At 69.7% G+C, this 13,102-nt stretch carries 18 protein-coding genes and 1 tRNA gene; 5 read left to right on the forward strand and 14 right to left on the reverse strand.

The genetic code is table 11. The annotated features are described in order from the left end of the window. The 4 genes from BGN97_RS04345 to BGN97_RS04360 form a co-directional block, all read right to left on the reverse strand. The coding region (locus tag BGN97_RS04345; protein WP_292698359.1) for a hypothetical protein at positions 1–1,076 on the reverse strand (1,076 nt) is incomplete at its 3' end. After that, a complete protein-coding gene (locus tag BGN97_RS04350) occupies positions 1,073–2,290 on the reverse strand; it encodes a tyrosine-type recombinase/integrase (protein ID WP_292698361.1) in 1,218 nt (405 codons plus the stop codon). The genes BGN97_RS04345 and BGN97_RS04350, both read right to left, overlap by 4 nt. After that, positions 2,287–2,607 carry a hypothetical protein gene (locus tag BGN97_RS04355; protein ID WP_292698363.1) on the reverse strand — a complete coding sequence of 107 codons (321 nt, stop codon included), beginning with the start codon at positions 2,605–2,607 and terminating at the stop codon, positions 2,287–2,289. The genes BGN97_RS04350 and BGN97_RS04355 overlap by 4 nt, the downstream gene beginning before the upstream one ends. A 116-nt stretch (positions 2,608–2,723) precedes the next feature. Beyond that, positions 2,724–2,799: transfer RNA gene (locus BGN97_RS04360), tRNA-Ala, on the reverse strand. Between the two features lie 118 nt (positions 2,800–2,917). Here BGN97_RS04360 and BGN97_RS04365 point away from each other — a divergent pair. The 4 genes from BGN97_RS04365 (at position 2,918) to BGN97_RS04380 (ending at position 5,136) form a co-directional block, all read left to right on the forward strand. Further along, positions 2,918–3,709 (forward strand): hypothetical protein, encoded by a 792-nt coding sequence (locus BGN97_RS04365; RefSeq protein ID WP_292698365.1) that lies wholly within the window; start codon positions 2,918–2,920, stop codon positions 3,707–3,709. A gap of 1 nt (position 3,710) precedes the next feature. Next, the gene (locus BGN97_RS04370; RefSeq protein ID WP_292698367.1) at positions 3,711–4,244 is read left to right on the forward strand and encodes a hypothetical protein; all 534 of its coding nucleotides are present in this window, start codon (positions 3,711–3,713) and stop codon (positions 4,242–4,244) included. A gap of 62 nt (positions 4,245–4,306) precedes the next feature. Further along, a complete protein-coding gene (locus BGN97_RS04375) occupies positions 4,307–4,732 on the forward strand; it encodes a DUF1003 domain-containing protein (RefSeq protein ID WP_292698368.1) in 426 nt (141 codons plus the stop codon). A gap of 86 nt (positions 4,733–4,818) precedes the next feature. Beyond that, complete coding sequence (locus BGN97_RS04380) at positions 4,819–5,136, forward strand: hypothetical protein (protein ID WP_292698369.1); 318 nt, start codon at positions 4,819–4,821, stop codon at positions 5,134–5,136. Positions 5,137–5,146: 10 nt separating this feature from the next. Here BGN97_RS04380 and rsfS read toward each other — a convergent pair whose 3' ends face one another. The 9 genes from rsfS to rplU all read right to left on the reverse strand — a co-directional run bounded on the left by rsfS (position 5,147) and on the right by rplU (position 11,954). Next, entirely contained in the window at positions 5,147–5,524 is a 378-nt protein-coding gene (gene rsfS / locus BGN97_RS04385; protein ID WP_292698430.1) for a ribosome silencing factor, read from the reverse strand. Continuing rightward, positions 5,524–6,786, reverse strand: a complete 1,263-nt coding sequence (locus tag BGN97_RS04390) for a hypothetical protein (RefSeq protein WP_292698370.1) — start codon at positions 6,784–6,786, stop codon at positions 5,524–5,526. Before BGN97_RS04390 ends, rsfS begins: the two co-directional genes overlap by 1 nt. Continuing rightward, positions 6,783–7,385, reverse strand: a complete 603-nt coding sequence (nadD, locus tag BGN97_RS04395) for a nicotinate-nucleotide adenylyltransferase (protein WP_292698372.1) — start codon at positions 7,383–7,385, stop codon at positions 6,783–6,785. Before nadD ends, BGN97_RS04390 begins: the two co-directional genes overlap by 4 nt. A gap of 7 nt (positions 7,386–7,392) precedes the next feature. Then, positions 7,393–7,602: a hypothetical protein gene (locus tag BGN97_RS04400; RefSeq protein WP_285630305.1), complete on the reverse strand. Its 210-nt coding sequence runs from the start codon at positions 7,600–7,602 to the stop codon at positions 7,393–7,395. A gap of 49 nt (positions 7,603–7,651) precedes the next feature. Further along, entirely contained in the window at positions 7,652–8,929 is a 1,278-nt protein-coding gene (locus BGN97_RS04405) for a glutamate-5-semialdehyde dehydrogenase (RefSeq protein WP_292698375.1), read from the reverse strand. A 53-nt stretch (positions 8,930–8,982) separates the two neighbouring features. Next, a complete protein-coding gene (gene proB, locus BGN97_RS04410; protein WP_292698377.1) occupies positions 8,983–9,771 on the reverse strand; it encodes a glutamate 5-kinase in 789 nt (262 codons plus the stop codon). After that, positions 9,768–11,267 carry a GTPase ObgE gene (gene obgE / locus BGN97_RS04415; protein WP_292698379.1) on the reverse strand — a complete coding sequence of 500 codons (1,500 nt, stop codon included), beginning with the start codon at positions 11,265–11,267 and terminating at the stop codon, positions 9,768–9,770. The genes proB and obgE overlap by 4 nt, the downstream gene beginning before the upstream one ends. 100 nt (positions 11,268–11,367) lie before the next feature. Next, the gene (rpmA, locus tag BGN97_RS04420) at positions 11,368–11,625 is read right to left on the reverse strand and encodes a 50S ribosomal protein L27 (RefSeq protein ID WP_285630296.1); all 258 of its coding nucleotides are present in this window, start codon (positions 11,623–11,625) and stop codon (positions 11,368–11,370) included. Between the two features lie 20 nt (positions 11,626–11,645). Then, positions 11,646–11,954 carry a 50S ribosomal protein L21 gene (rplU, locus tag BGN97_RS04425; RefSeq protein ID WP_285630294.1) on the reverse strand — a complete coding sequence of 103 codons (309 nt, stop codon included), beginning with the start codon at positions 11,952–11,954 and terminating at the stop codon, positions 11,646–11,648. A 213-nt stretch (positions 11,955–12,167) separates the two neighbouring features. Here rplU and BGN97_RS04430 point away from each other — a divergent pair, with 213 nt between their 5' ends. Continuing rightward, positions 12,168–12,434: a DUF4031 domain-containing protein gene (locus BGN97_RS04430; RefSeq protein WP_292698381.1), complete on the forward strand. Its 267-nt coding sequence runs from the start codon at positions 12,168–12,170 to the stop codon at positions 12,432–12,434. Here BGN97_RS04430 and BGN97_RS04435 read toward each other — a convergent pair. Beyond that, positions 12,399–13,102, reverse strand: a 704-nt coding sequence (locus tag BGN97_RS04435; RefSeq protein WP_292698383.1) for a ribonuclease E/G, incomplete at its 5' end; no start/stop codon positions are given. The genes BGN97_RS04430 and BGN97_RS04435 overlap by 36 nt on opposite strands.

The following is a 13,102-nucleotide window of genomic DNA, read 5'->3' on the forward strand; positions in this document are numbered from 1 at the left end:
ACCTCGCTGCGCCGCATCCCGAGTTCGCACGCGAGTCGCAGCGCGAGACTCCACCTGTCATCCTGTGCCGCGCTGAGCGCTGCCTGATATTCGTCATCCGTTGCGGGCACTCTGTCCGGTTCCCCGGCCTTCACTCGTGGCATCAGCTCGGTTGGGTCTGTCGCGGCCCGCCCGCTTGCGACGGCCCAGCCGTAGAAGCCTCGAAGGGTTGCACGATGCGTGCGCCGTGTCTCCCTTGCCCACCTGTGCCCGGCCATGTAGTCGAACACGTCATCTGTGCCCAACGCGAAGGGGCCCGCTGAGCGGTGCGCTCGGGCGAACTGCTCCATGTGCTCGGTGCGGGTGCGTACCGTCGCGGCGGTCGCGCCCGATCCGATCAGCCACCGTCGCCATGCCCGGATCTCCGGTTCCCATGCGTCGGGCACGCCGAGGCGCTGCGTGAGGCCGGTCAGCGCCGCGGTGGGATCCTCTGAGATCCGCCCTGCCCTCTCCGCCCATCTGTAGAACGCCCGCAGCGCGCCGCGCAGGCTCGCCCGCTGCACGTCGGATACCTCTTGCCGTGCAATCCATGCGCCGTAGTCCTCTGCCTGCACGTGCCACGGCCCGAGGTTGATCGTCGCCGCGAACCGGCGCACCCTCTGGAGCCGGTTTCGTAGCGTGGCCTGCGCGATCCCCTCAGCCGTCTGCGCGTTCGTGAATCCCTCAAGGGCATCTGCCCACTGATCGTCAATGCCGTACCGTTTGCCGCGCTCTGCGAGCGGGACAGCGGCAGGCACGGGCGATTCCGGTGCAACCCCCGCGCGAACCGCCCAGGTATAGAAGGCGCGCGCCGCTTGCACGTACTCGCCCGCAGTGCTGATACTGCCCGGCAAACCGCCCGCCCACGTGTCGAATTGCTCGGGCGTAACCGCCGAGGGGGCCGCGCCGAGGTCGCTCGCGAGCCGCCTCAGCCGTCCCATGCGGATGCGCAGCGTGCTCGCACTGACCTTCTGGCCCGCGTGCAGCTCGTAGCGCTCCAGAGCCGCAGCCCATGCTTGGGGGATCTGCTGACGAATGGATGCAGTAGCGGTGCTCATCGTGTTTCCTCCGGTGCGAGCTGGTTGAGTGCTTCGCGCATGTCAGGCGCGAGCGTGCTGCGCTTGGCGTAGTGCGCTTCGGTGACCCGGGCGCGGTTGTGCCCGAGCGTGAGCGCGGCGGCATCCAGCCCGCCGCTGGCGTGATTGGCGATAGTGGTTGCGACGGTCTTGCGGAACACATGCGGCACCAGCTCAGGCGAGAGCCCTGCCCAGTCCCGAACGGCGCGGAGCTGGCGGTGCACGGCGTGCGCCCCGGTGGGCTTGCCGCTGCTGGTGTGGAACAGGTAGGCGCTGCCGTCGTACTTGGCGGACAGCACCAGCCGCTCCAGCGTCGGCACGATCCATTCCGGGACGATGATCGACCTCAACCCCGCTTCGGTCTTGGTGGTGGGCTGCCAGTGCTTGGGCTGACCGTGACCCTCGATCAGCGTGCCCGCAATGGAAACGATGGTGAGGCGTTCCCCGAACTCGATGTCCTGCGTTCGCAGCCCGAGGGCTTCCCCGATGCGGGCGGAGGTCGCGAGCATCACATCGGTGACATCCAGCAGCAGCCGGGAGGGCTGCGGGCCTGACCTGTCGGGACGGTCGCGCCAGTCCGCGATGGTGCGCCGGAACTGCGCGAGCTGCATCGGCTCCAGGGTGACAATGGGCTTGTCCTTGCGCGGGTGCACACGGATGCTGTCGGACATGTCGAACGTGAACAGGTCGCGACGCTTGCCGAGCTTGACCACCTTGCGCAGCGCCACCAGGGCATTGCGTGCTTGCGCCGGGGAGCGCTGGTGCCACTGCTGATAGGCCGCATCCAGCAAGCTCGGGCGCACTGCTCCCAGGGGCACGGCCCCGAGCGTGGGGACGATGACGCGGCGGATCAGCCGCGTCTGTTCGTGCAGGGTTGCTGGGCGTGCTTCCGCGTAGGCGTCCTCCTCTGCGATGAGCGCTTCGCACAGCGCCTCAAACGTGCTGGCGAGCGTGAGCGTGCCCGGGGCCGCAGCAGGTGCGATGCTCACCCGTGCGGGATCGATCCATGTGCCGGTGGCGTGCGCTGCCCGCTCCGCCGCCAGCCATGCCAATGCTTCCGCTTCGGTGCGGAAGGGGGCGGGAGCGCTGATTCTCCGCCCGTTGGTTCGGTAGAAGGCCTGATAGGTGCCCGACTCACGCCGTCGCACCGTTCCCCACGCGGCGGGTGCCTTGCGTGTGCTCGACGTCCCGCTCATCGCTCTGCGCCTTGCTGTGCAATGAGTCCGCCGCGTAGCGACGCCAGCCCGGCTTGTGATGATGCGCCGGGGTGCTCGCCGTCCGCGGGCATGAGGGGCATGGCGAGCCGTGTCGTGTTGTCGGTCAGCGGCGGTAGCTCCCGCGCGGGGATGCTCAGCGCCGACGCGACAGCAGCGCGAGCGGCGAGCATGGCGCGGTGGGCGTCAAAGAATGCCCATGCGGCGCAGTCGCGGGATGCTTCGCGTTCAGCGCAGGCGAGCGCGTAGGCGTCGATCAGGGCGAACAGGTGTGCAGAAATGGGCTGCGTCTCAGCCATCTCGGGTTCCTCTCGGGACTCCCCGGGAAGCCTCACGAGTGCCCGTGAGTGCCGCCCGGTTACCGCGGAGAGGTCTGAACTCTTCCCCGAAAATAGCCAGTGACCTGGTATTTAAGTGGTGGACCTGAGGGGACTCGAACCCCTGACCCCCTGCATGCCATGCAGGTGCGCTACCAGCTGCGCCACAGGCCCATCTTCGCTGCCAGGACCGGAACCCCGGCAACCTGTTCAGCATACTACGGAGTCCGCAGCGCTCGCGAATCGTGCCGATACGCCGGGTGTGTCGCACCGCAGCCGATAACCTGGGCGCGTGATCCGCAACCTCCTCCGCCTCGTCTGGCTGCTGCTCTCCGCCTGGTTGATCGTCTGGGTGCTCGAGGGGTTGTTCGGCGTCGATCAGCGTCATTCCATCCTCCCGTTCCAGGGAGACGGATCGAGCCGTCCGGCTCTGTTCATCGGCGTCGCGTGGGGCATCCTGCCGATGCTCGGGATCTTCTCCCCGGCCGGACCCGGCCGCAGACGCGCGCGCCCCGACGACCGGATCGCCGTCGCCAAGGTCATCGCCGTCGACGCCACCGGCACCACGATCAACGATGTGCCGCAGTACGACATCTTCGTGCGCGTATCCCCGGACTCCGGCGAGGACTTCATCGGGCAGCTGCGGATGCTGATCACGCCGGACGAGCAGTCCTCTCTCGTGATCGGGGCGCCTCTGCCCGTGCGCTTCTCCTCGATGAAGCCCGACGCGGTCGCCCTGGCCGATCCGATGGATCCCGCGGTGCGCCAGGCTCTGCTGGACTGGCGCATCGCGAAGGGCCTGATCGACCCGCGGCAGGTGCGTGCCAGGACGAGCGGCATCACCTCCCCCGCGGACATCCTCTCCGTGCGCCCCACGGGGAAGCGCCTCGAGGGGCAGAGCGAACTCGCCCTCACCGTCCTCATCAGCCCGGAGGGGCAGACGCCGTGGGAGGCGGAGACGACGCTGTTCGCCTATCCTCAGGCGATCGGACGCCTGCAGGTCGGTTCACCCGTGTGGGCGATGTACCGGCGCGAGGACCCCAAGACCGTCGCGATCACGATCGAGAAGGAGACGGTGGCCTGAGATGTTCGACACGATCTTCTGGCTTCTGAACTTCCCCGCGTCCAACGGCTACGCGATGGTGTTCATCGCCGCGTTCGGCAGCACCGGCCTGGCCATGCTCGCCTTCGGCGGCGCGCGCGGGGGCCGGTCGCGGCTTCAGTCGCTGCGCGAGCAGGAGGGCCTGGCGGCCCCGACGGCATCCGCGGGTCCGGCGATGCTCACGCGGACGCGGCAGATCGTCTTCCGCATCGTCTTCGCCGTCGTGCTCGGCAGCGGAGCGGTCGGTCTGCTGGCGTTGATCGGGGTGCCGGTCACGAACGCGTACATCCACGCGAACGGCGTCGAGACCACGGGCACGATGGACTCGGGCGACTGGGTGACGTTCACCACCGAGGACGGCACCGAGTACACCCTCGCGAACGACTTCTTCACGCCTTCGGTGTACCCGGACGCGCACGCGAGCGTAGGCTGGGGCGACGCTCCCGTCACCGTGCGCTACCTGCCCGGGCACCCGCAGGCGTTCGTGATCGACAGCACTCCGGCGTCCGGCGACTGACCCGCCGGCCACGCTCCCGGTCGATTCGACCGGGACGGTCGGCTCGCGCCTATGTTTCTCACATGAGCACCGACGACGCGGGACGTCCCCTGACGAACTGGCACACCTCGCACACCGAGCAGCTGACCCGCGGGCAGCGAGCCGCCGACCGGCTGCGGAACGGGATGGGCTCGTGGACGTTCATCGCCGTGTTCGTGCTGTTCATGCTCGCCTGGGCGGCCGTCAACCTCACCGCCGTCGCCTGGGATCCGTACCCGTACATCCTGCTGAACCTGTTCCTCAGCATGCTCGCGGGACTCCAGGGCGCGATCCTGCTGATCGCAGCGAAGCGGCAGGATGCCATCGCCGCGGCGCTGGCGCAGCACGACTACGACACCAACCTCGCCGCGAAGAGGGAGATCGAGGAGCTGATGGAGATCAACCGGACGCAGCTTCAGCTGCTGCGCGAGCTGCGCTCGGCAGCCGGCGACCCTCCTGCGGCGCGCTAGCCGGGCCGCGGTCGCTCGTCAACCCGCTCGTCGCACAGACCGTTCGGACGTAGCGTCACCGGCATCCGTTCTGAGAGGAGCACGCCATGTCCGAACCGACACCCGACTACCTGCCCGAGGATCCCGACCTGGATGACGACGCGGAACCCGGCACGCAAGTCATCGACGGCGAGGAGGTTCTGGATCCCGATGCCGACCCCGACCTGATCGACAGCGCCGAGGCCGACCGGCTGGCGGCCGGTGCCGACGACGCGACAGATGTCGGCGATGTGCCGGCCAGTGGTGCCGGTGCCGACAGCGGCGCGGTCGGCGCCGTGCAGGTGGATCCGGACGACGAAGCCGAGATCCCGGACATGTCCGAGACCGACGACGAACCGGGCGTCGGGACGCGTCGTCCCGAGTGAACCGCGGAGGCTACTCCCCGGGGACCTTCGTGGTCAGCTCGATCGGAACGACCGGGCAGTCCTTCCAGAGCCGCTCGAGGCCGTAGTAGACGCGCTCCTCGGAGTGGAACACGTGCACGATGAGGTCGCCGAAGTCCAGCAGCACCCAGCGCGCCTCGGCGCGTCCCTCCCGGCGCACGCGCCTGTGACCGGCCTCGTGCAGCTGGTCCTCGATCTCATCGGCGATAGCGGCGACATTGCGCTCGCTGTTGCCGGTGACGAGCAGGAAGATGTCGACCAGCGGAAGCGGGCCGGAGACGTTGAGCGCGACGAGATCCTCGCCGCCCTTCGAGTCCGCCGCGTCTGCGGCGATCTGAAGCATCTCGAGGGCGTTGTCGGGGGACTGCATCAACCGAAGACTCCTGTGGTGAAGGCGATGACGAGGGTGGCGCCCAGCACGACGGCCAGGGTTCCCGCGACGATCGCCAGTGTGAGCATGAGCTTGTTGCCCTTGTCGGGTGCCGGAGGGCGGATGACCTCGCCGGCGGGCTTGGAGGTGCTGACGGCGGCGCTGGCCGCGATCGGCGTGGGCGACGAGGCGGGAGCGAGCTCGCCGTCGAGGAGCACGGCGTCGATGTCCTTGCCGTCCGTCGTGCCGTGCGCGTGCCCCTGCGATCCCAGCCCGTCGGGCAGGGCGTAGGTTCCGGTGACGAGGATCTCCCCGGTCGAGGCGATCGGGCCCGACAGCGAGCCGACGCCGGGCGACGGGGTGAAGATCAGCGCGGTGGAGGTACCGTGCTGCGCGCCGGACGAGGTGCCGCCGACCAGGGCGTCGAACGGCGCGGTGGCCACCGGGTCGCGGTGGTCGGTCTTGACGCCGATGCCGAACGCGGCGCCCACCTTCGGTGCCTCCTCCTGCACGGGAGCAGGAGCGGGCTCGGGCTCGGCCTGCGCCGGGACCTCGGGGATGACTGGTGCGGCGGCCGCGGGCGCGGCTGCGGGAGCGGGCGCGGGCGCGGGCGCGGGCGCCACGATGGGCAGCTCGTCGGACTCCGGTGCGGACGCACCGGGGAACATCAGATCCCGGACCATGATCTCCGGGACGATGCCCCTGCGCACCGGCGCGGGGGCCGGCTCCTCGATCGGCTGCTCGAAGATCGCGGCGACCTGCTCCTGATCCACAGACAGCGGATGCTCGTCGTCGAGCGCGGGATCCACGGGGGCCGGCTCGAAGCGCGGAGCGGATGCCGGCGCGGGCGTGGGGGCGAACGACGGGAGACCGGAGACCAGGCCCGGCTGCTCGCTCTGCGCGGCGGCGGGCGGTGCGGTCTGCGTCGCCTCGGCGGCGGGCACAGTCTCACGGACGGGCTCGACAACCGGTGCGGGTGCGGGCTCGACTGCAGGTGCGGGCGCGGCGCTCTCCGCGGCGTGGGCGTGCTCCAGGGCACGCATCTGGCGCCGGGTGAGCGGCGCGTTCGGGCTCGGCGGTTCCGCGGTCGGGGCCGGAGCGATCTCGATCGGCTGCGCGGCACGCGGCAGCACCGTGGTCGGCGGCTGCGTGGCGGCGGCTGCCGCCTCCTCCTCGCTGATGACCGGCGTCGAGCCGGTCAGACGGATCTCACGCAGCTGCTTGCGCGTGAGGGTCCTTCCGTTCTCTTCCGATGTGCTCATGCCTTGCTCCGATACAGGTGATGCTTTGCGATGTACTGGACGACGCCATCCGGCACCAGATACCAGACGGGCTGCCCCTCAGCGACCCGCTCACGACACGCCGTCGACGAAATGGTCAGTGCCGGCACCTCCAGCTGACTCACGTCATCCGTGGGCAGTCCGTCGGTGCTGAGCACGTGTCCGGGTCGGGAGACCGCGACGAAGTGGGCGAGATCCCACAGTTCATCATGGTCCCTCCAACTGAGAATCTGCGCTACGGCATCCGCTCCCGTGATGAAGAACAGCTCCGCATCGGGCCGTTCGGCCTTCAGATCGCGGAGCGTGTCGATCGTGTAGGTGGGCCCGTCGCGGTCGATGTCGACGCGGCTGACGGTGAAGCGGGGATTGGATGCGGTGGCGATGACCGTCATCAGATAGCGGTGCTCGCCGGGTGAGACGTTCTGCTTCTGCCAGGGCTCGCCGGTGGGGACGAACACGACCTCATCGAGGTCGAACGAGTGCGCCACCTCGCTCGCGGCGACCAGGTGCCCATGGTGGATGGGGTCGAAAGTACCGCCCATCACGCCGATGCGCGGTGCTCGAGCAGTGGATGGCTGCATGTGCGCCTTAGTGACCGTGGCCGTCCTCGCCGTGCTTCTCGGCGTATGCGTCGGCCTTGGCCGAGTGACGGTTGGCGACGTTGCGGTACGACAGCGTGACCAGGGCCAGCGCCGCGAAGATGATCGCCGCGATGATGCCGAAGATCACGGTCTGACCCATGACGTTGTGGGACTCGGACGCGGCGGCGGTCATCGCGATCTGGGCGACGAGGTTCATTCTGGCTCCGTTTCTGGGCGGTCGGGCGAACGCCTGACAAGTCTAGCGCTCAGCCCCGGGTCTGGCCCGTCCCCCGCGCCAGCCATTTGGTGCTGGTCAGCTCGGAGACTCCCATTGGGCCGCGGGTGTGCAGCTTCTGCGTGGAGATGCCCACCTCGGCGCCGAATCCGAACTCCCCGCCGTCGGTGAACCTGGTCGACGCGTTCGCCATCACGACGGCGGAGTCGACCTCCGCCAGGAAGCGCTCGATGTTGCGGGAGTCGGTGGTGATGATCGACTCCGTGTGCCCCGTGCTGTACTTCCGGATGTGCGCGAGCGCATCGTCGAGAGTGTCCACGACCTTCATGGAGATGTCCAGGCTCAGGTACTCGGTGGCCCAGTCCTCCTCGGTGGCGGGGATGACACCGGACACCAGACCGGCGACGACGTCGTCGCCGTGCACCGCCACGCCCTCGCTCTGCAGTGCGCTGGCCACGACCGGCACCAGCAGTGGCGCCGCCTGGCGCAGGACCAGGACCGTCTCGACGGCGTTGCAGACGCTCGGACGCTGCACCTTCGCGTTCACGACGATGTCGCGCGCCCAGTCCAGCGGGGCGGATTCGTCGAGCACGATGTGCACCACGCCGGCGCCGGTCTCGATCACGGGCACGGTCGACTCCGTGACCACCGTCTCGATGAGGGACGCGCTCCCCCGCGGCACCAGCACGTCGACGAACCCGCGGCCGTGCATGAGCGCCTTCGCGCCGTCCCGGCCGAAGTCGTCCACGGTCTGGATCGCCTCGCGATCCACGCCCACGGCGTGCAGAGCCTCGCGCATCAGCTCCACGAGGACGGTGTTGGACATCCGCGCGGCGCTGCCTCCGCGCAGCACCACAGCGTTGCCCGCGCGCAGCGCGAGCGCCGCGATGTCGACGGTCACGTTGGGGCGGGCCTCGTAGATCGCGCCCACCACGCCGAACGGCACGCGCACCTGCTCGAGGGCGATGCCGTTCGGCATCCGGTGGCCGCCCAGCACCTGTCCGATCGGGTCGGGGAGCGCCGCCACGTCGCGCACAGCGGATGCCAGCGCCGTCACCCGCTTCTCGTCCAGACGCAGCCGGTCGATCAGGGCATCCCCGATGGCGTTCTCCCGGCCGTGCTCGATGTCCAGCCCGTTCGCGGTGACGATGCGCTCGACGTTCGCCTCGATCGCGCGCGCGATGCTCTCCAGTGCCGCGCCCTTCTCGCCGCTGGTGAGTCGGGCGATCGATCGGGACGCCTCCTTGGCGCGCGCGAGGCGCTGCTGTGCGGAATCGGCGGTGAGGTCGTCTGCGGCGGGAGTGCTCATCCGGTCAGTGTATCGACGGCGGCACGGACGCCGGCGCCGTATGACCCACGGGATCAGGCCGTGACGGCCGGCTCGAACCAGGTGCCGATCGCGGCGCCCTCGAGCGCCCTGCCGATCAGATCCGCGCTGGTCACCATCACTCCGATGCCGGATGCGGCTGCCATCCGCGCGGCGGAGACCTTGGTGGCCGCTCCCCCGGTTCCGACGCTGTTCACCACGGATGCCCCGAACTCGAGTCCGGCCAGGTCGGCGTCGGGCGCGACGGTGTCGATCGGCCGCGCGTCCGGGTCGGTCGGCGGCTTGGTGTACAGCGACTCCACGTCGCTGAGCAGCACCAGGGCGTCAGCGTGCAGCAGCTGGGCGACGAGTGCGGCGAGCCGGTCGTTGTCGCCGAAGCGGATCTCCTGGGTGGCGACGGTGTCGTTCTCGTTGACGATCGGCAGCACGCCGAGCGCCAGCATCCGGTCCATCGCCCGCCGGGCATTGCTGCGCGAGGTCGCGTTCTCCAGGTCGCCGGTCGTCAGCAGCACCTGTCCCGCGACGATCCTGAAGGGACGCAGCGCCTCCTGGTACCGGAACACGAGCAGGTTCTGCCCGACCGCCGCCGCGGCCTGCTGGGTCGCCAGGTCGGTGGGGCGCGAATCGAGGTCGAGAACCGGGATGCCCGTGGCGATGGCGCCCGAGGACACCAGGATCACCTCGACGCCGCGTCGGTGCGCGCTCGCCAGGGCCTGGACGATCATCGGGATCCGCCAGGACGCCTCGCCGCTGATGGACGAGGAGCCGACCTTGACGACGATGCGCCCGGCGCTGGCGAGGTCTGCGCGGGTCTGCGCGCTCATTCCTCGCCCTCGCGGGATGCGAGTCGCTGCTCCTCGAGCTCCGCGCGGGCGGCCGCCTTGGCGTCCATCCGCTCGTAGTACTTCTCGCGGCGCTCGCTGGTGGTGCGGCGGCTGCTGCCGCCGATGCGGATGTCGGTGCCGCGCGGCGAGGTCATCAGCTCGGCCGTGGAGGCGATGGACGGCTCCCAGTCGAACACGACGCTGTCGTCGCCGGTGCCGATCATGACGGTGGAGCCGGGCTCCGCACCGGCCTTGACCAGCGCGTCCTCCACGCCGAGGCGCTCGAGACGGTCGCCGAGGTAGCCCACGGCCTCCTCGTTCTGGAAGTCGGTCTGCTGCACCCAGCGCACGGGCTTCTCGCCGATCACGCGGTAGACGTTGCCGTACGTGCCGCCCTCGACGCGGATCGTGAACTCCTCCTTCGCGCCCTTCGGGCGGATGACGACGCGCTCGGGCGGGGTCTCGACCGCCGTGGCCGCACGATGCTCGTCGACGAGCTCGGCCAGGGCGAAGCTGAGCGGACGCAGGCCTTCGCGCGAGACGGTCGAGATCTCGAACACGCGGAAGCCGCGCGCCTCGATGTCGGCGCGGACCATGTCGGCCAGTTCGCGCGCCTCGGGCACGTCGACCTTGTTCAGGGCGACCAGCTGAGGACGCTCCAGGAGCGGGACCTGTCCCTCGGGGACCTCGTAGGCGGCGAGTTCGGCCAGGATCACGTCCAGATCGGAGAGCGGGTCGCGCCCGGGCTCCAGCGTGGCGCAGTCCAGCACGTGCAGCAGGGCGCTGCAGCGCTCGACGTGGCGGAGGAACTCCAGTCCGAGTCCGCGGCCCTCGCTGGCGCCCTCGATGAGGCCGGGCACGTCGGCGACGGTGTACCGGCTGTCGCCGGCCTGCACGACTCCGAGATTCGGGTGCAGCGTGGTGAACGGGTAGTCGGCGATCTTGGGACGCGCGGCAGACATCGCCGCGATCAGGCTGGACTTGCCCGCCGAGGGATAGCCGACCAGCGCCACGTCGGCGACGGTCTTCAGCTCGAGCTGGATGGCGCCCTCGTAGCCGGGGGTGCCGAGCAGGGCGAAGCCGGGCGCCTTGCGCTTGGGAGAGGCCAGCGACGCGTTGCCCAGGCCGCCGCGTCCGCCCTCAGCCACGACGTAGCGCTCGCCGGGCGTGACCATGTCGTGCAGGACCTCGCCGTCGACCGACTTCACCACGGTGCCCAGCGGCACGGGCAGCTCGAGGGTCTCGCCGGCGTAGCCGGAGCGGTGGTCGCCCATGCCGAAGCCGCCGTTGCCGCTGCTGCGGTGCGGCGAGTGGTGGTACGACAGGAGCGTGGTCACCTGGGGGTCGGCGACCAGCACGATGTCGCCGCCGTCCCCGCCGTTGCCGCCGTCCGGTCCGCCGAGAGGCTTGAACTTCTCGCGCTTCACCGAGACGCAGCCGTTGCCGCCCTTGCCCGCACGCAGGTGCAGGGTGACGGTGTCCACGAACGTGACCATGGGTGCTCCTTGTGAAGATGGTCCCTGAGCCTTGCGGAGGGGCCTATACGCAGGAAGGGGCGAGCCGAAGCCCGCCCCGTTCCGAGAGTGTGTGCTGCGCTTACTGAGCGGCAGCGACGATGTTGACGACCTTGCGGCCGCCCTTCGTGCCGAACTCCACAGCGCCCGCCTCGAGGGCGAACAGCGTGTCGTCGCCGCCACGGCCGACGTTCACGCCGGGGTGGAAGTGCGTGCCGCGCTGACGGACGAGGATCTCGCCGGCGTTGACGGCCTGGCCGCCGAAGCGTTTCACGCCGAGTCGCTGTGCGTTGGAGTCACGACCGTTGCGGGTCGAGCTCGCACCCTTCTTGTGTGCCATTTCTCAGCTCCTCTTCGTGCTTACTTGATGCCGGTGATCTTGACGCGGGTCAGGTCCTGACGGTGGCCCTGGCGCTTCTTGTAGCCGGTCTTGTTCTTGTACTTCTGGATGATGATCTTCGGGCCGCGGAGGTCGCCGAGGACCTCAGCCGTGACCTTGACCTTCGCCAGCTTGTCCGCGTCGGTGGTCACCGTGGCACCGTCGACGAGAAGCACGGCGGGAAGCTCGATCTTCTCGCCCTGGGCAGCCTGAACACGGTCGAGCTGAACGATCGTACCGACCTCGACCTTCTCCTGCCGGCCACCGGCGCGCACTACTGCGTAAACCACTTCATACCTGTTTCGTTGGGGAGCGGACTGCTCCGGGAATCTCACGGGAAGACTTCTGCTTGCGTACGACGCCTTCGCGAAGGGTGCGGACGCAAGACTTCTCCTGCCGCCCGGGGAGCAGACAGGGGTCTCGCACCAAAGGACTACTTTACCTGAAGCGAGGCCATGCCGCAAAGTGAGCGGCGGGGTGTGTCACGGGCCTAGGATCGCGACATGACCGTTCTCGTCGACGACCCGATCTGGCCGGCGCACGGACGGCTCTGGGCGCACCTGGTCTCCGACGCGGACCTCGGCGAGCTGCATGCGTTCGCGGCGGCGCAGGGACTCCCCCGGCGCGCCTTCGACCTGGACCACTACGACGTCCCCGAGGACGCGCTGCCGCGGCTCCTCGCCGCCGGCGCTGTGCACGTCGGCGGCAAGGAGCTCACAAGGCGGCTGATCGCCTCAGGACTGCGCGTCCGGGGCAGGGATCGACACTGAGTCGGATGCCGACTGAGCGGACGCGGAGCCGGCGGTGAGCATCGCCGTCGTCACGCGGCGGCGGTTGCGCCCCTGACCGGGAGCCTTCGGCTCGGGCAGCGCGTCGAGCACGGAGTCGAGCAGCTGCTCGGCCTCGGTCTTCGGCCCACGGCGCTCACCACCGCGCTTGCGACGGCTCTTCTTGGGCCGCTCGGGCGCCTCAGGAGCCTCCGGAGCCTCCTGCGCCACCACGGGCACCTCGCCTGTGGTCGGCACGATCGTGGAGGCCGCGATCGCGGCGAGAGCCGACTTCGCGCCCTCGGTGATGCTGTGGGTGCCGCCGTTCGCCGCTGCGGCGGGCTGAGCGGGAGCGGCCTGCGGAGCCTGCTGCGGAGCGGAGGAGCCGCGAGAGCGGCGCCCCTGGCTGCTGCCCGCGGGGCCGCCGCGGTGCTTGACGACCGGGTCGTGGTGCACGACGACACCGCGGCCGGCGCACACCTCGCAGGGCTCGCTGAAGGTCTCCAGAAGGCCCAGGCCGAGCTTCTTGCGGGTCATCTGCACGAGCCCGAGCGAGGTGACCTCGGCGACCTGATGCTTCGTGCGGTCGCGGCTCAGGCACTCCACCAGGCGGCGCAGCACGAGGTCGCGGTTGGACTCGAGCACCATGTCGATGAAGTCGACGACGATGA

The organism is Microbacterium sp. 69-10 (genome assembly GCF_001897945.1).
GTDB lineage: Bacteria > Actinomycetota > Actinomycetes > Actinomycetales > Microbacteriaceae > Microbacterium.